This window comes from Uniformispora flossi, assembly GCF_049534875.1.
GTDB classification, from domain to species: domain Bacteria; phylum Actinomycetota; class Actinomycetes; order Streptomycetales; family Streptomycetaceae; genus Yinghuangia; species Yinghuangia aomiensis.
The window spans coordinates 346635-370392 of record NZ_JBMULZ010000005.1 but is presented as its reverse complement, the minus strand read 5'-3'; the positions used below and the strand labels follow the sequence as shown (position 1 = coordinate 370392).

The 23758-nt window shown below is 70.4% G+C and carries 24 protein-coding genes, 2 tRNA genes and 1 pseudogene; 15 read left to right on the top strand and 12 right to left on the bottom strand.

What is annotated here, in order from left to right; translation table 11 throughout:
• Positions 1-282 precede the first annotated feature (282 nt).
• Both ACPA54_RS14330 and ACPA54_RS14325 read left to right on the top strand, forming a co-directional pair.
• Positions 283-1275, top strand: coding sequence for a DUF4328 domain-containing protein (locus ACPA54_RS14330; protein WP_423529580.1), 993 nt, complete (start codon positions 283-285; stop codon positions 1273-1275).
• A gap of 182 nt (positions 1276-1457) precedes the next feature.
• Positions 1458-1530: transfer RNA gene (locus ACPA54_RS14325), tRNA-Ala, on the top strand.
• Positions 1531-1629: 99 nt separating this feature from the next.
• Here ACPA54_RS14325 and ACPA54_RS14320 read toward each other — a convergent pair.
• A complete protein-coding gene (locus ACPA54_RS14320) occupies positions 1630-2352 on the bottom strand; it encodes a DUF5324 family protein (RefSeq protein WP_423529579.1) in 723 nt (240 codons plus the stop codon).
• A 303-nt stretch (positions 2353-2655) separates the two neighbouring features.
• Here ACPA54_RS14320 and ACPA54_RS14315 point away from each other — a divergent pair, with 303 nt between their 5' ends.
• Together ACPA54_RS14315 and ACPA54_RS14310 are read left to right on the top strand one after the other, a co-directional pair.
• Positions 2656-3180, top strand: a complete 525-nt coding sequence (locus tag ACPA54_RS14315; protein WP_423529577.1) for a peptidylprolyl isomerase — start codon at positions 2656-2658, stop codon at positions 3178-3180.
• 7 nt (positions 3181-3187) lie between these two features.
• On the top strand, positions 3188-4078 hold the full coding sequence (locus tag ACPA54_RS14310; RefSeq protein WP_423529575.1) for a rhomboid family intramembrane serine protease: 891 nt from the start codon (positions 3188-3190) through the stop codon (positions 4076-4078).
• Between the two features lie 276 nt (positions 4079-4354).
• On the opposite strand, the gene crgA is transcribed toward ACPA54_RS14310, so the two are convergent.
• The gene (gene crgA, locus ACPA54_RS14305) at positions 4355-4606 is read right to left on the bottom strand and encodes a cell division protein CrgA (protein ID WP_423529573.1); all 252 of its coding nucleotides are present in this window, start codon (positions 4604-4606) and stop codon (positions 4355-4357) included.
• A 258-nt stretch (positions 4607-4864) separates the two neighbouring features.
• Here crgA and ACPA54_RS14300 point away from each other — a divergent pair, with 258 nt between their 5' ends.
• The 6 genes from ACPA54_RS14300 to ACPA54_RS14275 all read left to right on the top strand — a co-directional run bounded on the left by ACPA54_RS14300 (position 4865) and on the right by ACPA54_RS14275 (position 9131).
• A complete protein-coding gene (locus ACPA54_RS14300) occupies positions 4865-5557 on the top strand; it encodes a DUF881 domain-containing protein (RefSeq protein ID WP_423529867.1) in 693 nt (230 codons plus the stop codon).
• A gap of 26 nt (positions 5558-5583) precedes the next feature.
• Positions 5584-6330, top strand: a complete 747-nt coding sequence (locus ACPA54_RS14295) for a class E sortase (protein WP_423529571.1) — start codon at positions 5584-5586, stop codon at positions 6328-6330.
• A complete protein-coding gene (locus tag ACPA54_RS14290; RefSeq protein WP_345673967.1) occupies positions 6330-6542 on the top strand; it encodes a hypothetical protein in 213 nt (70 codons plus the stop codon). The genes ACPA54_RS14295 and ACPA54_RS14290 overlap by 1 nt, the downstream gene beginning before the upstream one ends.
• Positions 6539-7180, top strand: coding sequence for an aminodeoxychorismate/anthranilate synthase component II (locus tag ACPA54_RS14285; protein ID WP_423529569.1), 642 nt, complete (start codon positions 6539-6541; stop codon positions 7178-7180). Before ACPA54_RS14290 ends, ACPA54_RS14285 begins: the two co-directional genes overlap by 4 nt.
• Positions 7181-7200: 20 nt before the next feature.
• Positions 7201-8253 (top strand): class E sortase, encoded by a 1053-nt coding sequence (locus tag ACPA54_RS14280; RefSeq protein WP_423529567.1) that lies wholly within the window; start codon positions 7201-7203, stop codon positions 8251-8253.
• Positions 8254-8372: 119 nt separating this feature from the next.
• Positions 8373-9131: a class E sortase gene (locus tag ACPA54_RS14275; RefSeq protein ID WP_423529565.1), complete on the top strand. Its 759-nt coding sequence runs from the start codon at positions 8373-8375 to the stop codon at positions 9129-9131.
• 177 nt (positions 9132-9308) lie between these two features.
• Here ACPA54_RS14275 and pknB read toward each other — a convergent pair whose 3' ends face one another.
• From pknB to ACPA54_RS14245, 6 genes and pseudogenes are all read right to left on the bottom strand, one after another.
• On the bottom strand, positions 9309-11174 hold the full coding sequence (gene pknB / locus ACPA54_RS14270; protein ID WP_423529563.1) for a Stk1 family PASTA domain-containing Ser/Thr kinase: 1866 nt from the start codon (positions 11172-11174) through the stop codon (positions 9309-9311).
• Positions 11175-11480: 306 nt separating this feature from the next.
• Positions 11481-12992, bottom strand: coding sequence for a peptidoglycan D,D-transpeptidase FtsI family protein (locus tag ACPA54_RS14265; RefSeq protein ID WP_423529561.1), 1512 nt, complete (start codon positions 12990-12992; stop codon positions 11481-11483).
• A 475-nt stretch (positions 12993-13467) separates the two neighbouring features.
• Positions 13468-14835 (bottom strand): annotated as a pseudogene (locus ACPA54_RS14260) (FtsW/RodA/SpoVE family cell cycle protein); the annotation flags it as partial.
• Complete coding sequence (locus ACPA54_RS14255) at positions 14832-16436, bottom strand: PP2C family protein-serine/threonine phosphatase (protein WP_423529559.1); 1605 nt, start codon at positions 16434-16436, stop codon at positions 14832-14834. The pseudogene ACPA54_RS14260 and the gene ACPA54_RS14255, both read right to left, overlap by 4 nt.
• Positions 16437-16441: 5 nt before the next feature.
• A complete protein-coding gene (locus ACPA54_RS14250) occupies positions 16442-16987 on the bottom strand; it encodes an FHA domain-containing protein FhaB/FipA (protein WP_345673974.1) in 546 nt (181 codons plus the stop codon).
• A gap of 10 nt (positions 16988-16997) precedes the next feature.
• Positions 16998-17918, bottom strand: coding sequence for an FhaA domain-containing protein (locus ACPA54_RS14245; protein WP_423529557.1), 921 nt, complete (start codon positions 17916-17918; stop codon positions 16998-17000).
• A 571-nt stretch (positions 17919-18489) separates the two neighbouring features.
• Between ACPA54_RS14245 and ACPA54_RS14240 the strand changes: the two genes are divergently transcribed.
• Positions 18490-18573 (top strand) — tRNA-Leu (locus ACPA54_RS14240).
• Between the two features lie 163 nt (positions 18574-18736).
• On the opposite strand, the gene ACPA54_RS14235 is transcribed toward ACPA54_RS14240, so the two are convergent.
• Both ACPA54_RS14235 and ACPA54_RS14230 read right to left on the bottom strand, forming a co-directional pair.
• Complete coding sequence (locus tag ACPA54_RS14235; protein ID WP_423529555.1) at positions 18737-18949, bottom strand: hypothetical protein; 213 nt, start codon at positions 18947-18949, stop codon at positions 18737-18739.
• Positions 18946-19464 carry a carboxymuconolactone decarboxylase family protein gene (locus tag ACPA54_RS14230; protein ID WP_423529553.1) on the bottom strand — a complete coding sequence of 173 codons (519 nt, stop codon included), beginning with the start codon at positions 19462-19464 and terminating at the stop codon, positions 18946-18948. The genes ACPA54_RS14235 and ACPA54_RS14230 overlap by 4 nt, the downstream gene beginning before the upstream one ends.
• Positions 19465-19564: 100 nt before the next feature.
• Between ACPA54_RS14230 and ACPA54_RS14225 the strand changes: the two genes are divergently transcribed.
• Positions 19565-20116 (top strand): TetR/AcrR family transcriptional regulator, encoded by a 552-nt coding sequence (locus ACPA54_RS14225; RefSeq protein WP_423529551.1) that lies wholly within the window; start codon positions 19565-19567, stop codon positions 20114-20116.
• 96 nt (positions 20117-20212) lie between these two features.
• Positions 20213-21004 (top strand): rhomboid-like protein, encoded by a 792-nt coding sequence (locus ACPA54_RS14220; protein ID WP_423529549.1) that lies wholly within the window; start codon positions 20213-20215, stop codon positions 21002-21004.
• A 15-nt stretch (positions 21005-21019) separates the two neighbouring features.
• On the opposite strand, the gene ACPA54_RS14215 is transcribed toward ACPA54_RS14220, so the two are convergent.
• Positions 21020-21484 (bottom strand): rhodanese-like domain-containing protein, encoded by a 465-nt coding sequence (locus ACPA54_RS14215; RefSeq protein WP_423529547.1) that lies wholly within the window; start codon positions 21482-21484, stop codon positions 21020-21022.
• A 125-nt stretch (positions 21485-21609) separates the two neighbouring features.
• On the opposite strand from ACPA54_RS14215, the gene ftrA reads away from it, so the two are divergent.
• Positions 21610-22608, top strand: a complete 999-nt coding sequence (gene ftrA, locus ACPA54_RS14210) for a transcriptional regulator FtrA (protein WP_423529545.1) — start codon at positions 21610-21612, stop codon at positions 22606-22608.
• A gap of 96 nt (positions 22609-22704) precedes the next feature.
• Positions 22705-23151, top strand: a complete 447-nt coding sequence (locus ACPA54_RS14205; protein ID WP_423529543.1) for a hypothetical protein — start codon at positions 22705-22707, stop codon at positions 23149-23151.
• Here the strand turns inward: ACPA54_RS14205 and ACPA54_RS14200 are convergent.
• Positions 23097-23669, bottom strand: coding sequence for a winged helix-turn-helix transcriptional regulator (locus ACPA54_RS14200; protein WP_423529541.1), 573 nt, complete (start codon positions 23667-23669; stop codon positions 23097-23099). The genes ACPA54_RS14205 and ACPA54_RS14200 overlap by 55 nt on opposite strands.
• Positions 23670-23758 lie beyond the last annotated feature (89 nt).

Sequence of the window (23758 nt, the reverse complement as noted above, 5' to 3'; positions counted from 1 at the left end):
TTTTATCTGGGTTTGGTGGTTTGGTTTTTTTTTATATGACCCTGCGCTGCCACCCGCGCGCCCGATGGCACCCGGGGTAAACCCCGCGACCCCCCGCGGGGGCCCCGGCCGCCCCGGCGGGGGCCCGCGGTGTTTCCCACGCCGCAAAAGCGCACCGCCGCCCGGCGCCGCGTGGGTAGCGCCCACGGAGCCGACACGGCATGATGCGCTGCACGCAACCGGCTCGATGGCGCGGCGCGGATCCGGCCATCCGAGTGACCCGACTCCGGGGGGATCTCCTTCATGCCCTGTTCCAGATGCGGTAGTCCCCTGCCCGCGGGCAGCGCACTCTGCCCGCAGTGCGGAACTCCCGTCGCGGCACCGCAGATGCCGTACGCCCCGCCGCCCCCGATGGGGTGGGGTCCCGGCTACGCTGCGCCCGCGCCGCCCAAGCCGCTGGGCAGTCTGGCGATCGCCACGAACATCCTGCTGGGGATCGCGGCGGCCATCGCCGTGTACTCGGCTTACGCGTTCTTCCACCGGGCGTCCGTCTTCGGGGACATCCAGGACGGCGACTTCAGCGCGCTCATGAGCGCCGGCGACGCGGACGACCCGGTCAAGGCGTCCCTGGCGCTGACCGTGATCTCGGGGCTGCCGATCGCCGTCATGTACATCATCTGGTCCTACCGCGCACGCGCGAACATCGAGGCGTGGCAGGGTCCCCGGCCGAAGCTTTCCAAGGGCTGGGCGATCGGCGGCTGGTTCATCCCGGTGGCCAGCTTCGTCCTCCCGGGCATCGTCGCGAACGACATCGCGAACGGCAGCGACATGCGGGCCGCGCATCCCGGCGGGCGCGCGGGCGGCAAGGGCCTGCTGTGGGCGTGGTGGGGCACGTGGGTGGCCTCGATGGTGCTCTTCACCATCGGGCTGAGCCTCCGCGACTCCGAAGACGACTTGGACAACGGCAACGTCACCTTCGACACCTACCTCAGCAACGCGAAGACGGCCGACTCGCTCTCCGGCACCGCGAGCGTGCTGCGGCTGGCCGCCGCCGTGCTGGCGATCCTCGTCGTGCACCGGATCTCCACGATGCAGGCGCAGCGCATCGCGATGGGCCCGGGGGCCTACCCGCCGGGACCGGGCATGGGCATGGGCATGACGCCGGGTGCTCCGGGGATGCCCGGTTACCCCGGTGCGCCCGGTGCCCCCGGGATGCCGGGCTACCCGGGTATGCCGGGCGGCGGGCCGGTGCCGCCGCAGGGTCCGCAGGCCTACTACCAGCAGCCGCCCGCGTAGCGGGTCGGCGCGAGCGCGACCGGCGGGGACACGCGGGACATCCGCGACACCGCGCCACAGCTCCGGGTCACATCCCCCGGCCCCGGCCGACTCGGCCGGGGCCGGGGATATGCGCGGACCCGGGTGCCGGTTCTTCGGTATGCTCGTAGCGCTCGCCGTCCCGTCGGGTTCGGCGGATATCCGGGGCCATAGCTCAGTTGGTAGAGCGCTGCCTTTGCAAGGCAGATGTCTGGGGTTCGAGTCCCCATGGCTCCACAGCACAGCCGCGATCCTCGCGGTCGCGGCAACGCCGAAGGCCGGACACCCCAGGGGTGTCCGGCCTTCCGCGTTGTCCGAGCCGTGCTGTGGAACCGCTCAGTGGTGGCCGCGGCGGTGCTTGCTCTTGGCGGCGTCCTGCAGGTTCCCGGTCTCGTCGTCATCGTGGTCCGCGGTGCCGACGTTTCCCGGGTCGGTCACCGGTTCGCCGCGGTAGGCGTCCGGGCTCATGCCCGGTGCGGGCGCCGGGGGCAGGCTCTCGTCGGCCTTCCACTCCGGCTCTTCGCTCTTGCGCTGCCACCACACCCAGCCGGCCGCGGCACCGATCGCCAGGGCCAGCATGAAGATGCGGCGGTTCTTGCGGCGCTTCTTCTGCTTGGCCAGCTTGCGGATCTCCGCGGCGCTGACGTCGCCGCGCAGCGCGACGGCGGCGGCCTCGGCGCGGGCCCGGGCCTCGGCCAGGGCGGGTTCGCTCGCGTCCCGGGCGGCGACGGCGGCCGCGACGGCGCGGGGTCGCACCTCGTCCTCGTAACGGCGGCGGGCGTTCTCCACGACGAGCTGGGCGCGCGGGGGCAGCGCGGGTACGACGCGGTCGCGGCCGTAGGCCGCGGCGCGCATGCGTGCGTTGTCCATGGCCGGCAGTACGCGCGTCTGGCCCTGCTCGCGCGCGGCGACGAGCGCGGCGGCGAGTCGGGGCGCCGCCCATTCTCGGGCGTCCGCGGCGTACTGTGCTGCGGAATCCCGTGCATGTGCGGCACGGGGCGCGATCCAGACCACGGTCCGGCCAGACACGTCGCGTGCCTGCTCTCGTGCCCTATCCATGCTCACGACGGCCTCCTCCTCGGCGGTTGTATCCGCATACGCTTTCCCGGAGCGCCGAAGATCATGCCTGGTTTGTCATCTCATATACCTTTGGTGGTGCGTGATCGTCGCGTGCGGAGCGCGCGTTCTCCTGGCGTTTGGGCGCCGGAGGCCGCCGCGTGCGAGGATTTCCGGGACCGACGGCAGGCCCGTCCGACCCCCGCGGCGGCAGCGGGAAACCCGCGCCGCCGGAGTGTCCGGGACCCGCCGCACACCGCGCAGCAAGCCGGCCGCGACCGCCGCGGCCGCAGGGAAGGCTCACTCGTGGCCGAGAAGCTCTACGCCACCGTCAAGACCAACCACGGGGACATCCTGCTCGAATTGTTCCCGAACCATGCGCCGAAGACGGTCGCCAGCTTCGTCGGCCTGTCCGACGGTTCCCGCGAGTGGACCGACCCGGAGACCGGCGCGCCGGGCAAGGGCCCGCTGTACAACGGGGTGGTCTTCCACCGCGTGATCGACGGCTTCATGATCCAGGGCGGGGACCCGACCGGCACCGGCCGCGGCGGCCCGGGCTACCAGTTCGCCGACGAGTTCCACCCCGACCTGCAGTTCAGCCGCCCGTTCCTGCTGGCCATGGCGAACGCCGGCCCGGGGACCAACGGCTCGCAGTTCTTCATCACGGTCGGCACCCCGGCGCACCTGAACCGCAAGCACACGATCTTCGGCGAGGTCGCGGACCAGGCGGGACGGGACGTGGTCAAGGCCATCTCCCAGGTTGCGACCGACGGCAACGACCGGCCGGTGCAGGACGTCGTCATTTCCGAGATCGTCATCGAGAAGCGCTGAAGCCACGTTGAACCCACTTGACGGAGACAGACCGGCCGGGCCCGCCGAGGGCCCCGCGGGTTCGCCGACCTGCTACCGGCACCCCGGGCGCGAGACGCACATCCGCTGCGCGCGCTGCGAACGCCCGGTGTGCTCCGAATGCATGGTGAGCGCGTCGGTCGGCTTCCAGTGCCCGGAGTGTGTGCGGGACGGGCGGCGCACCGTGCGTCAGGCGCGCACGATAGCCGGGGGCAGCGTGCGGTCCCCGCAGAAGAGCGCGATCGTCACCAAGGTGCTCATCGGCCTGAACCTGGCGGTGTTCCTGCTGGTCCTCGTGGTCGGGGACAAGGTGGTCGACAAGCTGATGCTGATCGGCCGCGCGCTCGTCGGGAACCACGTGGTCGGCGTTGCCGAGGGCGACTGGTACCGGCTGCTGACCGCGGGCTTCCTCCACCAGGAGGTCTGGCACATCGCCTTCAACATGTGGGCGCTCTGGATGCTGGGCCCGGCGTTGGAGTCCGCGCTGGGGCGGACCCGGTTCCTCGCCGTCTATCTGCTGTCGCTGCTCGGCGGCACCGCGACGTCGTACCTGCTTGCCGCGCAGAACCAGGGCTCGCTCGGCGCGTCCGGTGCGGTGTTCGGGCTGTTCGGCGCGGCCATCGTGGTGGGCCGGCGGATGCGGTACGACCTGCGGCCGCTGATCGCACTGCTGGTGATCAACCTGGTGATCACGTTCCTCAACACCAGCCGCATCGACTGGCGGGCGCACGTGGGCGGCCTGGTGGTCGGCGTGATCAGCGCGATCGTGATGGTGCACGCGCCGCGGGCGCACCGGGTGGTGGTGCAGGTCGCGGGCGTGCTGGTGATCGCCGCGGCGATCGTGGCGACCGTGCTGGTCAGGACGTCGCAGCTGACCTAGGCGCCGGACCCGGGCGTGCCGCAGGGCTGCCCGGGTGCGGGGTGCAGGGGCTGTCGCAGAGGGCATCGCAGGGCCGTTGCGTGGTCATTCGGGCCCTCGCGATCGGTTACACTGAGGATATTCCGAATGACCCACGGTGATGATTCCGTGCGGAAATCCCGTCGTGAACGCGTCGGCACGCCGGGGTGGCGGGCCGCGCACGCTAGGGTTATCCACAGGCTGTGCCCAGTTATCCCCACTGTGGATAACTCTGTGGACGGCTGGTCCGCTGCCGCGTTACTTCCACTGGGTGGAGACGCCGAAGCCCGCCGCGATGAAGCCGAAGCCGACGACGATGTTCCAGTTGCCCATCTGCTCGACCGGGTAGTTGCCGTTCGTCACGTAGTAGACGACGATCCACAGCAGGCCGACGGCGAACAGGGCCAGCATGAAGGGCGCGACCCACCCACGCGTGTCCAGCTTTATCGCCGTCTTCTTCTCCGGCGGCGGCGTGAAGTCGGACTTCTTGCGAATGCGGGACTTCGGCACGAGAGTCTCTCCTGTCGATGCTGCCCTGGGCCTACAGCTTCGGAGCACCTACCGTCGGGCTTCGGCGCCCTGCCGTCGGCGGGGAGTGAACGGGGCGCGACGCGGCCTGCGACGCGTCGGTTAGCGTAGTCGCTCTCAGGTCCGGATGGAGGGTACGACGACGTGCGTAGGCCCGGTGTGCGCTTGCCTGTTTTCCCCAGGCCCAGTGTTGCGCGATCCGGAACCAACCGGCGAGTGATCGTACCCCGGGTCCTCGCGATGGCGGTCTTCGGACTGGCCGGCCTCATGTTCTGGGTGAGCGCCACCACGTCGCACGGCAACGACATCCGCAACGACAGCCCGTCGATGCAGTACCGCGACCTGGTCCGCAAGCAAGGCGCGCACAACACCGAGGTCGAACGCGACCTCACCGGACTACGCAAGGACGTCGACGACCTGACGCGGGGTCAGGCCAACGACCCCGAGGCGCAGGCCAAGGTCGACGCGCTCACCGCCCCCGCGCAGCTGGCGCCGCTGAGCGGCCCCGGGCTCACCGTCACGCTCACGGACGCGCCTCCGGACGCCACCGCGCGCATCCCCGACGTCCGCCAGCCCACCGCCGACGACCTCGTCGTGCACCAGCAGGACATTCAAGCTGTGGTCAATGCGTTGTGGGCGGGCGGTGCGCAAGGTATCCAGATCATGGACCAGCGCCTCGTCGCCACGAGCGCGGTGCGCTGCGTCGGCAACACGCTGATCCTGCACGGCCGCGTCTACTCGCCGCCGTACGTGATCACCGCGGTGGGCGACATCGGGGCCATGCGCCGGGCGCTCGACGACAGCGAAAGCGTGTACAACTACACGACCTACGTGACCGCGTACGGGCTGGGCTACAAGGTCGAAGACCGGAAGCAGGCGAACCTGCCGGGGTACACCGGTCCGCTCGACCTGCAGTATGCGAAAGTCTCCTGAGCCGGGAACAGAAGGGGAGTCGGCCCATGCGCACCGCGATTCGCGGCGTTGGTGAGACGTTCATCACGCTCGGTGTCGTGATCCTGCTGTTCGTCGTCTACCAGCTGTATTGGACCGGGGTGCTGGCCCGCGAGGCGCGGGCCGAGGAACTCGACAAGCTGAACAAGAAGATCAAGAAGAACCAGTCGGCGCCGCTCGATCCGGTGGTCGGCGCGCCGGGCGGCGCGTCCGCCCCTGCCGCGGCTCCGCCGCCCCAGCCGTACCCGCACGGCGAGAGCTTCGCGGTTATGTACATCCCGCGGTTCGGCTCGTCGTGGAAGTGGACGGTGCTGTCGGGCACCGACACGGACGTCCTGAAGAAGGGCCTCGGCTGGTACGACAAGTCCGCCAAGGTCGGCCAGGACGGCAACTTCGCGGTCGCGGGCCACCGCAAGACCTACGGTGACCCGATGATCGACTTCGCGGAGCTGAAGCCCGGCGACAAGATCGTGGTGAACGACACCGAGAACTGGTTCGTCTACACCCTCGACGTCCCGCTGGTGAACGCGCAGGCCGGCAAGAACGACAAGGCCGTCTACAAGACGCTCCCGGAGGACGTCGGCGTGGTCGCCCCGGTGCCCGCCAAGGGCTTCGACAAGCCCGGCAAGTACATCACCCTGACCACCTGCGACCCCAAGTACGGCAGCAGCCACCGCCTGATCGCCTGGGGCCACCTCGAATCGGTCCAGCCGCTGTCCGCCGGCGAGCCCGCGGCGCTGAAGGGAGCTTCCTGATGTACGCGTTCATCTGGCGCCATCTGCCGGGCAACGTGTGGGTGCGCATCGCGATCTGCCTCATCCTGGTCATGGCGATCGTCTACGCCCTGTTCCAGTGGATCTTCCCGTGGGCCGAGCCGCTGCTGCCGTTCAGCGACGTGACCGTCGACCAGGGCAACGTCACGGACGTCAACCCCAGCACTTCCCCGGCCGGAGGCCTCCCCGGATGACCGCGCGCATTCTCGTCGTCGACAACTACGACAGCTTCGTCTTCAACCTGGTCCAGTACCTCTACCAGCTGGGCGCGACCTGCGAGGTCCGCCGCAACGACGAGGTGGCCGTCGAGGACGCCGCCGGGTTCGACGGCGTGCTGCTGTCGCCCGGCCCGGGTACCCCCGAAGAAGCCGGGGTGTGCGTGGACATGGTCAAGTACGGGGCAGGACGCGTCCCGGTTTTCGGCGTGTGCCTGGGGATGCAGTCCATCGCGGTCGCCTACGGCGCTACCGTGGGCCGAGCGCCCGAATTGCTGCACGGCAAGACGAGTTCGGTCGCGCACCAGGGCGCGGGAGTCTTCGCCGGGCTGCCGTCGCCGTTCACCGCGACGCGGTACCACTCGCTCGCGGTCGATCCGGACACCGTGCCGGCCGAATTGGAGGTGACCGGGTGGACCGAGAGTGGGGTGATCATGGGCCTGCGCCATCGCGCCCTTCCGGTCGAAGGCGTGCAGTTCCACCCGGAGTCGGTGCTCACCCAGGACGGCCACCTCATGCTGGCGAACTGGCTGGCGACGTGCGGGTATCCGGAGGCCGTCGGGCGCGCCGGGGGCCTGGCGCCGGTGGTGGGCCGATCGGGGATGGCGACGACATAACCACCCGCCTGCCCGCGTACGTGGATCCGGCGCCGGACGCCGCACCGGCGTCCCATCCCAGCCTCCCGGCCGGTCCGGAACCCGGCGACGAACCGGACTTCCGGGACCGCACCGCCGAACTCGCCGTCGTGCGGCCCCCCGGGCGCGCGGCCAGGCGTGCGGCCGCGGCGGCACCCGGTGACGAGACGCCGGGCGGCGGAACTCCCGGGGGCGGCACCCACGGAGGCCGCGCCGCGCGGCGGAAGGCCCTCCAGGAGGAGCAGAAGGGTGCCAGGCGGCGCGGGAAGCCGCGCACGGGCGCGGCTGCGGAGCTGCCGCCCGGGGCGGGCCGTGCGGCCCGTCGGAAGGCCGCCAAGCCGTCCACGAAGGCACGTGTCATCACCGGAGTCGCCACCGGCATCGGCGAACTCGCCATGACGGCAGGCCTGGTGATGGTGCTGTTCGTGGTCTACACGACGTGGTGGACGAACGTCGTCGGGCACCGCAACGCCAACCGCGAGGCGAACAGCCTCCAGGACCAATGGGACCAGAGCCAGAAGGACGGCGCCCCGCCGCCCGCCCCCGACCCGCGGCAGCCGGACGGCTTCGCCCCCGGCGCCGGGTTCGCCCTCCTCTACATCCCCAAACTGGGCGTGCGCGTGCCGGTGGCGCAGGGCACCGACAAGCAGAAGGTCCTCGACAAGGGCCTGGCCGGGCACTACACGGACCCGAAGACCGCGATGCCGTGGGACAACCAGGGCAACTTCGCGGTGGCCGCGCACCGCAACACCCACGGCGAGCCGTTCCGCTACATCAACAAGCTCGTCGCCGGCGACAAGCTCGTGGTGGAGACCTCCACCACCTACTACACCTACGTGGTCACCAACACCCTTCCGGAGACGTCCCCGAAGGACATCGCGGTGATCGACCCGGTGCCGAAGAAGAGCGGGTTCAAGGGCCCCGGCCGGTACATCACCCTCACCACATGCACCCCCGACGGGCACTCCACCTACCGGCTCATCGTGTGGGGGCAGCTCCAAGAGGAACGCCCGCGCAAAGACGGCAAACCGGATGCTTTGGTGAAGGACACGTAGCCTCCGCGGGGAGTATGGCCGAGGCCCGCGGGAATCTCCCGGGAAACCACTGGGGGATGGCGCTTTCGTGGCTGTCAGGGTCTGAACATCGGCGTTTGATTGTGCCAAGCTGTCGCCTCATGGGCGTCGTGCGCAAGCTGATACGCGGCACCGCCGAGATCGTGTTCACTCTGGGTCTCGTCGGTCTCCTCCTGTGCGTCCACCAGTTGTGGTGGACCAACATCGAATCCCGCGCGAAGGCGTCGTCCAACCTGAGCGAGTTGGACGACGAATGGCAGCGCGGGCCGGTGGCGAGCAGCAACGACACGCCGCCGTACCTCGGCTCGGACGGCAGCGACGGGCCCACCAACGTGGGCACCGACGGACACAACGACGGGACGGGCGTGGACGGCGCGGGCACCGTCCGTGGCAAGCCGTTCGCGAAGGTCTACATTCCGCGGCTCGGCAAGGGCTTCGTGAAGCCGATCGTCGAAGGCACCAGCCTCAATTCGCTCGCCCAGGGCGTCGGCCACTACACCTACGCCCCCTACACCGGGCCGGGGCAGGTCGGGAACTTCGGCCTCGCCGGGCACCGCAACGGGCACGGCGAGCCGTTCCGCTACCTCAACAAGCTGCGGCCGGGCGACTTCGTCGTCGTCGAAACGGCGACCTCCTGGTACACCTACCAGATCGTCAAGGGCCCGTTCATCACCCAGCCGGGCAACGGCGCGGTCCTCGCTTCGGATCCTCCGCAACTCGGCCTGGGATCCGGGCAGAAGCTCATCACCCTGACGACCTGCGACCCGGAGTTCACGTCCAAGAACCGCATGGTGTTCTGGGGCACGCTGAAGGTCGCCGACGAGAAGCGCCCCGGCTTCAAGCCGGCCGCCCTCGGCTAGACACGACCTGGCAGCCGAATCCCCCGGCATCCGGCCGGACTTCCCGCGACGGACCGGGTTTCAGTACGGGTTCCAGGACCAGGCTCCAGGACCTGCCTCCACGGAAAGGACGAGGCCCGCGCCCCCCCCTCGGGGACGCGGGCCTCGGTCGTGTTCCGGTGCTGTGTGCCGCGAGGCTTACTGGCCCCAGCCGCGCGGGTCCAACGGGTTGGTGATCGGCTTGGTGTTGCCGCCCGGGTTGCCCGGCTGCGTCGTCGGACCACCCGGCGGCGTCGTCTGACCGCCCGGCGGGGTGGTCGGCGCCGTCGTGGTCGGCGAGGGAGTCGGGCCCTGCGAGATGATCAGGGTGATCGTCGTGCCCTCGTCGACCGGACCCTTGTCCGGGCTGTAGCTGATGACCGTGCCCTGCGGACGGTCCGCGCTGTACTGCATGCGGATCCGCGGGTTGAGCTTCAGATCCTTCAGCTTGTTCGTCGCGTCGTCCTGGGTCAGCCCGGTCAGCGTCGGGATGTCCACCTGGGCCTTGCCGCTGCTGACGGTCAGCGTGACGTCGCTCTTCAGCGCCAGGTCGGTGTTGGCGACCGGGTCGGTCGCGCACACGTTGCCGCGCTGGCACTGGCTGGTCACCACGCGGTTGACCTTCGGGGTGAACCCGGCGTCGGTGAGCGCCTTGACCGCGGCGTCCTCGGACTGGCCGACGACCTGCGGGACCTTGGCGGTCGGCGGGCCGGACGACATGACCACCGTGACCACGCTGTCCTTGGGCAGCTTGGAGTCAGGCTGCTTGTCCTGCTCGCAGACCTTGTCCTTGGGCTGGTCGGCACAGGCCTTCTTGGTGTCCGAGACCTTGATCTTCAGGCCGGCGTTCTCCAGCGACGACGTCGCCTCCTGCTCGGTCTTGCCGATCAGGGTGGGCACGGTCTTGTCGTCCTTGGCGCCGCCGGAATCGCCGAGCAGGGTCTTGCCGACGAAGAACGCCGCGACGAGCACCGCGACGCAGGCGACCGCGAGCAGCGCCCACGCCCAGCCGCGCTGCCGCGGCGGTTCGTCGTCGTCGTAGTCGTCCGGGCCCTGGTCGTACTGCTGCGGCGGCCGGCCCTGCGACCCGTAAGCCCCGGTCTGGCTGGTCGCCCCACCGGGGGTCGGCGGCAGGTACTGGGTGGCGGCCTCCATCGGGGCCATCACCGCCGGCGCCGCGATGGGCATGCCGTGCAGCGCGCGCTCGAGGTCGGCGCGCATCTCGTCGGCGCTCTGGTACCGGTGGTCCGGGTGCTTGGCGAGCGACTTGAGCACGATCGCGTCGATGGTCGGGGAGACCTCGGGGTCGTACGCGCTCGGCGGCAGCGGGTCCTCGCGGACGTGCTGGTACGCCACCGCCACCGGCGAGTCGCCGACGAACGGCGGCCGTTCGGTGAGCAGTTCGTACAGCAGGCAGCCCGCGGAGTAGAGGTCCGAGCGGGCGTCCACGGTCTCGCCGCGGGCCTGCTCGGGAGACAGGTACTGGGCCGTGCCGATGACCGCGGCGGTCTGCGTCATCGTCATGCCGTTGTCCGCCATGGCGCGCGCGATGCCGAAGTCCATCACCTTGACGGTGCCCTGGCGCGTCAGCATGACGTTCGCGGGCTTGATGTCGCGGTGGATGATGCCGTTGCGGTGGCTGTACTCCAGGGCCTGGAGCACGCCCGCGGTCATCTCGAGCGCGCGTTCGGGCAGCAGCCGGCGGCCGGAGTGCAGCAGCTCGCGCAGCGTGGACCCGTCGACGTACTCCATCACGATGTACGGGATGGAGATCCCGTTGATGTAGTCCTCGCCCGTGTCGTAGACCGCGACGATCGCCGGATGGTTCAGCGACGCGGCGGACTGCGCCTCACGGCGGAAACGTGCCTGGAACGAGGGGTCGCGGGCCAGGTCGGCGCGGAGCGTTTTCACCGCGACGCTACGGCCGAGGCGGATGTCGCGGCCCAGATAGACCTCGGCCATACCGCCGCGGCCCAGGACCGCGCCCAGCTCGTACCGGTCGCCGAGGCGACGCGGCTCTTCCATAGCTTCCAGCCCTTCCCTTACCGATCCACGGCCCTGGGGACCGGTCCGACGGAACAAGCAGTGCGATGGACCGGGACTACTGCCTCCACTGCTCTGTCTGCCTATCCGAGTGTCGCAGGCGGCTTCGGCGCCGCTTGCCCCCGCCCGTCCCGGAACGTTCCCGGACACGGTACCGGGGCGTGCGATCCCCCGTGTGTCACGGACTGATCAAGTCCGGCGGCCGCGTTGTGCGGACTGTCCTGCGGACTTCCGTGCGGACTCCCGTACGGGCCGGGGTGCGGAGCGGCACGCGGACTATGGTGCGTGTCACTTCCCGAGCACCGCCTTCATCACCGCGACGGCCGTCGGGGCAGCGCTGCCGCAGCCGCTGATGTCGTCGCGGTCCGCGTTGCTGTCCTCGATGACCACGGCGACGGCGACCTTCTTGCCGTCGACCTCGCCGTAGGAGACGAACCACGCGTACGGGTTGTCCTTGTTGTTGACGCCGCGCTGCGCGGTGCCGGTCTTGCCGCCGACCTTGACGCCCGGGATCTGCGCCGTCTTGCAGGTGCCTTCGGTCACGACGCCCTGCATCATGTCCTGGAGCTGGCCGGCCACCGTCGGGCTGACCGCCTCGCTGATCTGCTTGGGCGAGGTCTGCTCGATGGTGTCCATGTTCTGCGACTTCAGCGAGTCGACCAGGTACGGCTGCATCATCTTGCCGTTGTTGGCGATCGTCGCGACGACGGACGCCATCTGCAGCGGCGTCGCCTGCACGTCCTGCTGGCCGATCGACGCGCGCATGGTGGCCGCGCCGTCCTTGTTGGACGGGAACAGGCTGGCCGACACGCGGGTCGGGATCTCCATGTTGTTCTTGGTGTCGACACCGGTCGGCGACTGGTAGTTGTACTTGCCGAAGTCGTTGAAGCCGAACGCCTCGGCCTGCTTCTTGACCGCGTCGTCGCCGAGCTGCGTGCCGATGCCCGCGAACACCGTGTTGCAGGAGTACTCCAGGGCGACCTTCAGCGTCGCGCCCGCGCACTTGCCCGGGCCCGCCTGGTCGATCAGCTCCTTGTTGGAGTTCGGGTAGCGGGACGGCGACTGGAAGTTCGTCGGTGCGTCCGGGTTGGCGTACTGGCCGCTGGAGAGCGCCGCCGCGGCGGTGATCAGCTTGAACGTCGAACCCGGCGCGTAGGTCGTGCGGATCGCCCGGTTCTCGGACGGCTTGGCCGGGTCCTGTTCGAGCGCCTTCCAGGTCTGGTCCTGGACCTTCTTGTCGTTCGTCGACAGCTTGCCGGGGTCGAACGACGGGGTCGAGACCAGGGTGAGGATCTTGCCGGTGGCCGGGTCGATCGCGGCGACGGCGCCGGTCTTGTTCTGGCTCACCAGCGAGTTGTAGGCGGCTTCCTGCGCCTTGCCGTTGATGGTCAGCGCGACGTTGCCGCCGCGCCGGTCCTTGCCGGTGATGGTGTCGATCACCCGGCGCACGAACAGCCGGTCGTCGTCGCCCGTGAGGATCGAGTCGTCGACGCTCTCCAGGAAGCTGCTGCCGTAGAACTGCGACTTGAAGCCGGTGACGGGGGCGTACATCGGGCCGTTGAGGTACGTCCGCACGTACTCGTACTTCTTGCTGTCCGAGTCTTCCGAGCCGGTGATCGGCTTGCCGTCCACCAGGAAGTCGCCGCGCGGGTGCGAATACGACTCGTACACACGGCGGTTGTTGTTCGGGTTGTCGGCGTAGTCCGCGGCCTTGACCACCTGGACCCAGTTGGCGCGCAGCATGAGTGCGGCCACCAGGACAAGGCAGAAGATGGACACCTTCCGGAGCGGCTTGTTCACTTGCGATCCCAATCCCTCACTGGCTGTGTCCTCTCGGTCCCGACGGACCTGTCGTGTCCCCGATCGGCGGGTGTCCCGGCTGGGAGCCCGATGACTGCTCCGGCGGCGCGGCGGGCCGCGGCGGCGTGGCAGGCGGCGCGGGGACGCCGGGGACTCCGCCGGGAACCGTCATCGCGTCGGGCGCTGCCGGTTCCGCGAAGCCCGCGGGAGGTCTGGCGGTGATCTGCGTCGCGTCGTCGGCACCCGCCGGGGGCGGTGCGGGCGCCCCGTTCGGCCCGTCCGGAGATCCGGATGCGGCGTTGGCGGGGGCGTCGGGCAGATCGCCGAGCGGCGAGCCGTGCACCGGAGTCGGCAGCGCCAGCTCGTCGGCATCGGCCGGGTCGAGCTGCTGGTTGGGCAGGTCGGAGTTGTTGCGGCGGCGGCGGCCGCCGCGGCTGTTCTGTATGGCGGCGACCTGGCCGGCCTCGACGGGTGCGGCGGGGCGGCGGGCGGTGTGGCTGATCACGATGAGGATCGCCACGAGTGCCCAGTTGGTGAGCACCGACGAACCGCCCTGCGCGAGGAACGGCATCGTCATACCGGTCAGCGGGATGAGGCCGGTGACACCGCCGGCGACCACGAAGACCTGGAGCGCCATGACCACCGACAGGCCCGCGGCGAGGAGCTTGCCGAACGGGTCGCGGGCGGCGAGGGCGGTACGCAGTCCGCGCTCGATGAGCAGCCCGTAGACCATGAAGATCGCCATCATGCCGGCGAGTCCGAGTTCTTCGCCGACCGACGTGAGGATGAAGTCGCTGTTGGCGGCGAAGCCGATCTCGCCCGGGTAGCCCTGGTTGAGGCCCTTGCCGAGGAGGCCGCCGCTGCCGTAGCCGAACAGCGCCTGGGCGAGCTGGTCGGAGTCGGTGACGGTGAGCTTGTCGACCGGCACGTCGTAGTAGTAGAGCGGGTCGAGCCAGGCGTGGACGCGGCTCTTCACGTGCGGCTCGATCGAGCCGACGATCCCCGCGCCGGCGGCCGACAGGGCGAGGCCGAACAGCAGCCAGCTGGTGCGCTCGGTCGCGATGTACAGCATGACCACGAACACGCCGAAGAACAGCAGCGACGTGCCGAGGTCGCGTTCCGCGACCAGGATGAGCAGGCTGAGCAGCCAGGCCACGAGTATCGGGCCCATGTCGCGGCCGCGCGGCAGGTACAGCCCCACGACCTTGCGGCTGGCCAGTGCGAGCGCATCGCGCTTGACCATGAGGTAGCCCGCGAAGAACACCGTGACGATGATCTTGGTGAACTCGCCGGGCTGGAACGACAGCGGGCCGAGCGAGATCCAGATCTTCGCGCCGTTGACCGCCGGGAAGGGGATCGGCGAGACCAGCAGCACCAGGGCGACCGCCATCGCGGTGTACGTGTAGCGCTGCAGGATCCGGTGGTCGCGCAGGAACGCGACGATGGCCAGGAACAGGATGATGCCGAGCGCCGACCACAGCAGCTGGGTCGGCGCGGTCTGCAGGGCCTTGCTGCGGCCGCGGGTCGGCTCCAGGCCGATGCGGTAGATCAGCACCAGGCCCATGCCGTTGAGGAACGTGGCCAGGGGCAGCAGCAGCGGGTCCGCGTAGGGCGCGAACTTGCGGACCACCAGGTGGGCGACGAAGGCGAGGGCGCCCAGGCCCAGGCCGTACGTCGCGAGGCCGGCGGGCAGCCTGCCGTCGCCCGCGAGCCCGATGTTGACGTACGCCAGCACCGGAACGAGCACCGCGAAGCCGAGCATCATCAGCTCGGTGTTGCGGCGGTTCGGTGCGGACTGCGGGGTGATCGTGGTGTTCCTGCCCACCGCGGCGCCGGTCCTCAACTCGAACCGTTCGGCTGAACGGCGCAGTTGGACACCTTGTCGGCTTGCTCGCCGGCGTCGAACTTCTGCGGTGCGACGGGCGGCGCCGTGGTCGGCGGAGCGCTGGAGGGCGGCGCGGTCGGGGCACCGGACTCGCCGGGTGCGGCGGTTCCGGCGGCGTTCTGCTTGACGGTGCCGCCGGGGCGCGACGTCGAGCGGGACGTCGAGGTCGCGGTCGGTGCTCCGGTGCGGATCGGCGCGGCCTGCCCGGTCGCGGACGCGGTCGTGGTCGGGCTCACCGTCTCACCTCCCGGCGTGGCGCCGTTCACCGGCGGCGTGGTCTGCCCCGGACTCTGGGTCTGGGGTACCTGGGAAGGGACGGTGACCGGGTGCGTCTGGTTCCACTCTTTGATACTCGTGCAGAGCCCCGCCTGGTCGCGGACCTTGTCCATGTACTTGCGCGCGTCCGACAGGCCGGTCGCCTCGTAGTGGTCCTTGAGGCTCTGCTGGTAGGGCGCGGAGAACTGTGTGATGTCGATGTCGTGGTACGTCTGGTACGGGCTGGACAGCGAGATCCCGAAGACCTTCGTGTCGATGCCCTTGTAGACCGTCACGTTGTTGCCGTCGGCCGCGACGTAGTACTGCGTCTGCGTCCACCAGTACGCGCCGCCGAGCGCGGCCAGCACCAGGACGGCGGGCCCCCACACCGGCAGCGTCCGCCGCCACGCGGACTTCGGCTTGCGGCGGCTCTGCGGCGTCTCCGGGAGGAGCGCCTCCGCCTCGTATTCGCCCTGGGTGAGTTCGCGGGCCCGCGACGCGGGCGTGGTGGGCAGCGTCGTCGTGTCGCCCAGGTCCTCGGCGACCGCGCCGACCACCATGGGGATGTCGGACGGCGTCTGGTCGGAGTCGACCAGGTCGGCGACGATGCAGGTGATGTTGTCGGGGCCGCCGCCGCGCAGTGCGAGCTGGATGAGTTCCTGGACGGCTTCGCGCGGGTCGGCGTAGGCGAGCAGGGTGTCCTGCATCGTCTCCCGGCTGACCACACCGGAAAGCCCGTCGCTGCAGATGAGGTAGCGGTCGCCGAGCCGGGCTTCGCGCAGTGTCAGATCGGGCTCGACCTGGCCGCGGCCGTCGAGCGCGCGCATCAGCAGGGACCGCTGCGGGTGGTGGCCGGCTTCCTCTTCGGTGATGCGGCCTTCGTCGACGAGCCGCTGCACCCAGGTGTGGTCCTGGGTGATCTGCTCGAGGGCCCCGTCGCGCAGCAAGTAGGCGCGCGAGTCGCCGACATGCACCATGCCGAGGCCGGAGCCGGTCCACAGCAGGGCGGTGAGCGTGGTGCCCATGCCCTCGAGACCGGGGTCGTCCTCGATCATCACGCGGAGCCGGTCGTTGGCCCGGTCGACGGCCAGCCGGAGGACCTCGCGGAGGTCGGTGCCCGGCAGGTCCTCGTCGAGTTCGACCATCGTCGAAAGGACTTCGGAACTTGCCACCTCGCCCGCGGCGGCGCCGCCCATGCCGTCGGCGACCGCGAGCAGCCGCGGACCGGCATAGCCGGAGTCCTCGTTGCCCTCACGGATCATGCCTTTGTGTGATCCGGCGGCGAAGCGGAGAGAGAGGCTCATTCAGGCTACCTGCGCAGCTCGATAACGGTCTTGCCGATGCGGATCGGCGCTCCGAGGGGAACGGGGGTGGGGCCGGTCAAGCGCGTGCGGTCCAGGTAGGTGCCGTTCGTCGACCCGAGGTCCTCGACGATCCAACTGCCGTCCGGGGCCGGGTAGATACGGGCGTGGCGGCTCGACGCGTAGTCGTCGTCGAGCACGATGGTGGAGTCGTGGGCCCGCCCGATGGTGATCTGCTGGTCGGTCAGATTCATCGTGGTGCCGGTCAGCGAACCGCCGGTGATGACGAGCTTGGACGGGGTGTTGCGGGCACCGTTCGGACGGCGGCCGCCGCGCGCCTGCGCGGGCGGGCCTTGCGCGGCCTGCGGAGCGGCCGCGGCCGCAGCCGCGGGCGCCCCTGCGGGCACCGGGGCGGCACCGCGGCGGCGCATCGGCCGCTGGGTCACCCGGGTACCGAACAGGTCGCTGCGGATCACCTGCACGGCCACGATGACGAAAAGCCACAGCACCGCGAGGAAACCCAGCCGCATGACGGTGAGGGTCAGCTCAGACATGCGCCCGATGTCACCCCTCGGATTGACGGAACACGACGGTGGTACTGCCCAGCACGATCCTCGATCCGTCTCTCAGGCCGGCACGCGTGCAGTGCTGGCCGTCGACGACGATGCCGTTCGTCGAGCCGAGGTCGGCGATCGAGGCGGGCGGACCGACTCTGATCTCGGCGTGGTGCCGCGAGACGCTCGGGTCGTCGACCCGGATGTCCGCGTCGGTGCTGCGCCCCAGTTTGGCGGCCGCAGCGGTCAGTTCGTGACGCATCCCGTTGATCTCGACCCAGGTGCGGAGCACCGGGGCCGGCGGCCGGTACGGGGCCGGCGCGGGTCCGGGCGGCGGGGCCGGCGGCCGCGGCGGAAGTCCGCCGGCCGCGGGACCCGGACCGATCGGGGCGCCGGGCATGCCGCTCGCCTGCGGATGCGGCGAGTGGCCTTGGTACTGGGGTGTGTGGCCCTGCGGCGGTTGCCCGGGGCCGCTGCCGTACTGCTGGTCGTAGTGCGGCGGCTGGGCAGACGCTACCGCTCCCGGGCCGCCGAAGTCCGGTCCGCCCTGCGACTGGCTGCCGGCGAGGGCCTGGCTGCGTACCCGGTAGAGGCCGGTGTCCAGGTCGTCGGCCTGCTCGAAGTGGACCTCGACGGGGCCGATGAAGGAGTAGCGCTGCTGCTGCGCGTAGTCGCGGACCATGGTCGACAACTCGGCGCCGAGCTGCTGCGCGTAGGGGCTGAGGCGCTCGTAGTCGTGCGAGCCCAGCTCCACCACGAAGTCGTTCGGCACCATCGTGCGCTCGCGGTTCCAGATGGTGGCGTTGCTGTCGCACTCGCGCTTGAGCGCGCTGGCGATCTCCACGGGCTGGACATCCGACTTGAACGCCTTGGCGAAGGCGCCGTTGACCAGGCCCTCAAGTCGTTGTTCGAACTTCTTCAGGACACCCATGGGCACCTCCTTCCTTCAAGCGTCGCCGTCGTCTTCCGGGGCACGGTCCGGCCCGGCCGGGCATGCTCCGGTCGGGCCGGTCCTACAGTCTGCTTGCCGATCCGCTCACTGATCGTATCCACGCTCGGGAAACGGGCATGGTTCCCCGCCATGGTCACTGTAGGGAGTGTTGGCTCTCACAAGGATTCCTACACCCCCGGCCCTTCGTCCTGGCTCGCTTGTCGTAGTTGCAGTGTGACCACGTGCGTCTACCCCGCCCCACGCCGTCCTATCGCGGGCGGCGCAGGTCAAGCATGCCGGAGTCGCGGGCGCGGCGGGGATGGGCCCGGAGAAAGAAGGTGCACAAAGAGGGGCCCGGTAAGGGAGAGGAAGGAGCGGGGCGCGGATGGGGCGGAGAAGAGGAGAGACGAGTGGGGGAAGAAGGAGCAGCGGGGGATGCGGCGGGGGTCGGCCCGGGGGGCGGCGAGTGTGCGGCGGACGGGTGCTGTGGAGCCGCCGAGGGTGTGGTGATCATGTGCCGCGGGTATCGATGTGAATCGGCCCCCGCATCCGTGCTAATCTTCAATTGCTCGCGCGGGTGGCGGAATAGGCAGACGCGCTGGATTCAGGTTCCAGTGCCCGAAAGGGCGTGGGGGTTCAACTCCCCCCTCGCGCACCGAGCAAGAGGCCCGCAGGTCATAGACCTGCGGGCCTCTGGCATGTCCGGGATCGGGCGGGTTGCGGGCCCGATCGGGCCTGGCTGAGGGCCGGGCGCGGTGTGCGCGGAGTGGTCGAGAGCCGGCGCGATTCGGACGACCGCGTCGGCGGAGGCGCATTTCTCAGGCGGCGCAGGCGGCTTCGGCGTAGGTGATCCGGGCGACGGCGGGCGCCGAGACGATCTGGACGGTGTCCGCGCCGGGGATCCGGACGTGGACGAAGCCGCCGTCGAGGGCGAAGTCCGCGTCGGCGGAGGCCGTGCGCACGCCGCCCTTTCCGACGAGCGTGTAGCCGTCCCGCAGATGCACGGTTCCGGTGCGCCAGTTCGCGGTCATGCCTGCACCTCCGGGAAGTCGAGCAGGGGCTCTGCCAGGTGGTTGAAGTAGTTCGCGAGTGTGTTGAGCGCCACATGCGCGGTGATCTCCGCGAGTTCGGCGTCGGTCACGTCGGCCGCGCGAGCCGCGGCGAGGCTGTCGTCGGCGACCCGGCCGCGGGTGCGGACGATCTCGCGGGCGATCCGAAGGACGGCGTCGGTGTGCGGATCGTCGTCGGCGGCGTCCCGGGTCTTGGCGAGCTGTTCGCCGGTGAGCCCCATCTTGCTGCCGCGCAGCGTGTGCGCGCTCACGCAGTAGGTGCACGCGTTTTCCTGGGCGATGAGCAGCGCGAGCTGCTCGCGGATGCGGGCGCGCAGGGCGCCGCGGGTGAGGGCGTCGCGCATGGCGAGGTAGCCCTGGAGGGCGGCGGGGCTGTTGGCGAGGGTGCCGTAAAGGTTGGGGACGCGGCCGAGTTGGGCCTGGGTCTGGGCGAGGACTCCGTGCGGGTCGCCTTCGGCGAGGGGGATGCGCGGCATGGTGCTGGCTCCAAACGGTACTGATCGGTTCCGTTCCTTCGTCGAGCAGGACGGTACTGATCGGTTCCGTTTGCGGTCAAGAGGGATTAGCCTCGTGGCCATGCCGGTTCAAGCACGCGAACGACTGCTCGCCGCCGCCGAGGACCTCTTCTATGCGGAGGGCATCCGGGCGGTCGGGGTGGAGCGCATCCTGAGCGTGTCCGGGGTGGGGCGCGCGTCCTTCTACCGCCACTTCCCGGGCAAGGACGATCTGGTGGTGGCGGTGCTGCGGGCCCGCGACGTGCGGTGGCGGGCGTGGCTCGCCGAGCGCGTCGAGGCACACGGCGGTGGCCCCCTCGCGGTGTTCGACGCGTTGGCGGAACGGTTCGCGCGCGAGGATTTCCGCGGCTGCGCGTTCATCAACACGATGGTCGAGTCCGCCGACCCGGACAGTGCGGCGCACCGGGTGGCGGCGGAGCACAAGGCCGCGGTGGCGGACTACGTGCGCGGGCTGCTGGTCGGCGAGGGCGTCGCCGACCCGGACGCCCTGGCCCGGCGCTTCGTGCTGCTGATGGACGGGGCGATCGTCACGGCGCTGCGCGAGCGCACGCCGGAGGCGGCCGGGCGGGCACGCGAGGTGGCGGAAGCGTTGCTTGCCGCTGCGCGGCGTTAGCGGAACTTAGGATCGTTTTGTCCGGGTATACCGGAGGTCTTGCTCTTCCGGCACGTCCCGTCCTGCTGGTCGTCGATCCCGGTTCGGAGGCCGCTTGTGGTCGCGCTTGCCGCGCTGGCGTTGAGCGTCCTCTGGTACGTGCTGCGCGGCGTGGGATACCTGTGGAAGCCCGCGGCGCGGGTGGTCGGGCAGTTGGCGCCGTGGACGGTGAAGCTGCGGGCGTGGGTGCTGTCGGCGCCGGCGACGTTCGTCTACATCGCGTTGTTCACCATGGGCACCTTCGTGCAGAAGACCGCGCCGCCCCGGCTGATCGATCTGCTGGTGAAGGTGGACAGCACCAACCTGCACCGGCTGTCCGACGACCCGGCGACCGTGCTGGTGACCAGCGCGGTGTGGGTGGCGGACCGCGGGTCGGGCCTGTCGATGTACATCGCGGTGTTCGCCACGGTCGTGGCGTGGGCGGAACGGCGGTACGGGACGCCGCGGTTGATTCTGATCGCGATCAGCGCGCACGTGCTGGGCTCGCTGTGCACGGCGCGGGTGGAGCGGTGGGCGATCGACACCGGGCGGGCGCCGGAGAAGCTGATCCGGGCGACGGACGTCGGGGTGAGCTACATCATGGTCGGCTGCTGTGCGGCCGCCGTGCTGATCATGTGGAGCTGGGTGCGGCTGGTCGGGGTCGCGGTCATGGTGATGGTCGTGGTGGTGCCGGTGCTGACGAGCCGCACGGTGTGGGACTTGGGGCACCTGTTCGCGACGCTGTTCGGGCTGGGTGCGGCGCTGCTCGTGCGGTCGGCGGGCCCGCTGCGGGAGCCGCCGCCGTTGACGGAGCCGTGGGGGCGGGGCGTGCGGGGGGCGTCGCGGCCTCGGGAGGACGAGTCGGTGTGAGTCCGCCGCGGCCGGTCAGCAGGCGCAGGCGATGCCGGAGGCCGGGGCGGTGAGCGGGTCGGGGGCGGTGCGGGTGAGGCCGGCGGCGGTCTCGTAGGCGAAGCCTTCGCGGGCCCAGTACTCGAACCCGCCGATCATTTCCTTGACCTGGTAGCCGAGGCGGGCGAAGGCGAGCGCGGCCTTGGTGGCCCCGTTGCAGCCGGGCCCCCAGCAGTAGGTGACGACGGTCGCGTCGCGGGCCACGAGGTCCGGCGCGAGTTCGGCGATGCGTGCCGTGGGGATGTGCAAGGCGCCGGGGATGTGGCCCTGGTCCCAGCCGACTTGGTGCCGCGAGTCGACGACCACGATGCCGGGGGCGCCGGAGGTGAGGTCGGCGTGGACGTCGGAGACGTCCGCTTCGAAGGCGAGCCGGGCGGCGAAGTGCGCGGCGGCGGCTTCGGGGGATGCGGCCGGGGTGTGGGTGACGGCGGACGGGGTCATGTCCTTCTCCTTGGCAGGGTGCTTGCCGGCGCTTGTGCGTGGCGCTCGCTGACGTGGTCGATCCTCGCCGTCTGGAGTGGGCCGTCGACAGTGGCGGGAACGACCCCTACCGCTAAGATCCCGCCATGGTTGCGGTGGAGGGACCGGTCGGGCCGGCGTCGGCGTTCTGCGGGTCGGTGGCGGTGCTGGCGTTCGACGGGATGGCCCCGTTCGAACTGGGGTCCGTGGTGGAGATCTTCGGTCTGCCGCGGCCCGAGCTGGGCGTGCCCTGGTACCGGTTCTTCGTGTGCGGGGAGAGCCGCGAGCCGCTGCGGGTGGTGGGCGGGTTCTCGATCACCGTGGAGCACGGGCTGGATGTGCTGGCGGCCGCGGACACGGTGATCGTGCCGGGTGTCGCGGACGTCCGGGGGCAGGTGTCTCCGGCGCTGGTCGAGGCGCTGCGGGCGGCCCGGGCGCGCGGGGCGCGGATCGTGTCGATCTGCTCGGGCGCGTTCGCATTGGCGGCGGCCGGGTTGCTGGACGGGCGGACGGCGACGACGCATTGGAAGTACGCGGAACTGCTGGCGGAGCGGTATCCGCAGGTGCGGGTCGACGCGGATGTCCTGTACGTGGACGGCGACGACGTGCTGACGAGCGCGGGCAGCGCGGCGGGCTTGGACCTGTGCCTGCACCTGGTCCGCAAGGACCATGGCGCCAAGGTGGCCAATGCGGTGGCGCGGCGGCTGGTGATCCCCCCGCACCGGGAGGGCGGCCAAGCGCAGTTCATCCGCGCGGCGGTAGGCGAGGTGGACGGCGACGACGGGATCGCCCTGTCGATGGCGTGGGCGCTGGAGCACCTGGCCGAACCGATCACGGTGGCGGACCTGGCGGCGCAGGCGCACGTGTCGCAGCGGACGTACCTGCGCCGGTTCGCCGCGCAGACGGGCACCAGTCCGGTGCGGTGGGTGCTGACGCAGCGCATCCGGGCCAGCTTGGCCCTCCTGGAGGAGACGGCGGCGTCGGTGGAGGAGGTCGGGGCGGCGGTGGGCTTCGAGAGCCCGGTCACCTTCCGGCACCACTTCGGCCGTGCGATGGGGACGTCGCCGAGCGCGTACCGGAAGGCGTTCCGGGCGTCGGCCGCTTAGGCACGCCCTGGTTCCGCCCGTCGGGCGCCGATGTCGGTGCGGCCCGCTAGCTTCCCTCCGCTGTCGGAGCGGGCTGGTAGGCGTTGGAGGTCACATATGGGTGCGTCGAGCTGGTGGTATGTGACGCGGTACCAGGAGGACTTCGGGCAGGCGCTGCGCGTGCTTCAGGACGAGGTGTTGGCGTCCGGGGACTTCGTCGACCCCGCCGAGTGGGGCATGCCGGTGCTCCGGTCGCCCGTCGACCTGTTCGAGAACGAGATCTACTGGGAGTTCCTGGGTACCTGCGGGACGCACTCGGTCCTGGACGTCAATCGGGTGATCGACGCCGAAGCCGCCCCGGAGCTCGGCGCGGTGCTGCCGGTGAGCGCCGCGGAAGTCGTCGAACGGTACGGGACGGACCAGCCGACGCGCGACGATCTCGCCGACCCGGACGAGCAGTTGCCGATGATGGACAGCATGCCCAAGTGGAGCGGCTCCTGCATGGTGCTCTACGCGGACGGGGTCCCGGACGAGATCGTCTTCTGGGGTGTGTCAGGCGACTGACCGCCGTCCGGGCCTTTCGCGGCCCGCGTGACCACCAACGGCCCCAGCACCCGGGTGCCCGGGCCGACGGCGCCGCCCGGGCCCGGGAGTTGGGTGGTGTTGTCGGCGGTGAGTTCGCCCCGGCAGTGGGCGCAGGTGGTGACCGGGGTTGTCGTGGTGCCGCAGTCGTGGTGGTGGATGCGCATCGGCGGGCCGGCGGGGGTGGGGTACCAGCGGTCGCCCCAGGCCATCAGGGCGAGGAGGACGGGGTACAGCTCCTTGCCCTTGGGCGTGGCCAGGTAGTGCTCGCGGGGCGGGTGGGACTGGTACTGCTCGCGGGTCAGGACGCCTTCGTCGACGAGGCGGGTCAGGCGGGCGGCCAGGACCTTGCGGGAGATGCCCAGGTCGGTGGCCAGGTCGTCGAAGCGGGTGACGCCGCAGATGACGTCGCGCATGATCAGCGCCGTCCACGCGTCGGCGAACAGGTCGGTCGCGCGGGCGATCGAGCAGGCGACGTCGGCGAGGGGGGTCCTGGTCATACGTCCAGCGTAGTCGGGTTCCTTGAGGGAACTCGAGTGTGTTACGTTCGCGGGAAGGTGGGTTCCCTGAGGGAACTCGTGTCGGTCCC

Bases quoted from the DNA above. Each gene is read 5' to 3' on its own strand.
- ACPA54_RS14330 (WP_423529580.1), top strand. From the start codon at position 283: ATGCCCTGTTCCAGATGCGGTAGTCCCCTGCCCGCGGGCAGCGCACTC.
- ACPA54_RS14320 (WP_423529579.1), bottom strand. From the start codon at position 2,352: ATGGATAGGGCACGAGAGCAGGCACGCGACGTGTCTGGCCGGACCGTG.
- ACPA54_RS14300 (WP_423529867.1), top strand. From the start codon at position 4,865: ATGGCGGTCTTCGGACTGGCCGGCCTCATGTTCTGGGTGAGCGCCACC.
- ACPA54_RS14295 (WP_423529571.1), top strand. From the start codon at position 5,584: ATGCGCACCGCGATTCGCGGCGTTGGTGAGACGTTCATCACGCTCGGT.
- ACPA54_RS14290 (WP_345673967.1), top strand. From the start codon at position 6,330: ATGTACGCGTTCATCTGGCGCCATCTGCCGGGCAACGTGTGGGTGCGC.
- ACPA54_RS14285 (WP_423529569.1), top strand. From the start codon at position 6,539: ATGACCGCGCGCATTCTCGTCGTCGACAACTACGACAGCTTCGTCTTC.
- ACPA54_RS14275 (WP_423529565.1), top strand. From the start codon at position 8,373: ATGGGCGTCGTGCGCAAGCTGATACGCGGCACCGCCGAGATCGTGTTC.
- pknB (WP_423529563.1), bottom strand. From the start codon at position 11,174: ATGGAAGAGCCGCGTCGCCTCGGCGACCGGTACGAGCTGGGCGCGGTC.
- ACPA54_RS14255 (WP_423529559.1), bottom strand. From the start codon at position 16,436: ATGAGCCTCTCTCTCCGCTTCGCCGCCGGATCACACAAAGGCATGATC.
- ACPA54_RS14250 (WP_345673974.1), bottom strand. From the start codon at position 16,987: ATGTCTGAGCTGACCCTCACCGTCATGCGGCTGGGTTTCCTCGCGGTG.
- ACPA54_RS14245 (WP_423529557.1), bottom strand. From the start codon at position 17,918: ATGGGTGTCCTGAAGAAGTTCGAACAACGACTTGAGGGCCTGGTCAAC.
- ACPA54_RS14235 (WP_423529555.1), bottom strand. From the start codon at position 18,949: ATGACCGCGAACTGGCGCACCGGAACCGTGCATCTGCGGGACGGCTAC.
- ACPA54_RS14230 (WP_423529553.1), bottom strand. From the start codon at position 19,464: ATGCCGCGCATCCCCCTCGCCGAAGGCGACCCGCACGGAGTCCTCGCC.
- ACPA54_RS14225 (WP_423529551.1), top strand. From the start codon at position 19,565: ATGCCGGTTCAAGCACGCGAACGACTGCTCGCCGCCGCCGAGGACCTC.
- ACPA54_RS14215 (WP_423529547.1), bottom strand. From the start codon at position 21,484: ATGACCCCGTCCGCCGTCACCCACACCCCGGCCGCATCCCCCGAAGCC.
- ftrA (WP_423529545.1), top strand. From the start codon at position 21,610: ATGGTTGCGGTGGAGGGACCGGTCGGGCCGGCGTCGGCGTTCTGCGGG.
- ACPA54_RS14205 (WP_423529543.1), top strand. From the start codon at position 22,705: ATGGGTGCGTCGAGCTGGTGGTATGTGACGCGGTACCAGGAGGACTTC.
- ACPA54_RS14200 (WP_423529541.1), bottom strand. From the start codon at position 23,669: ATGACCAGGACCCCCCTCGCCGACGTCGCCTGCTCGATCGCCCGCGCG.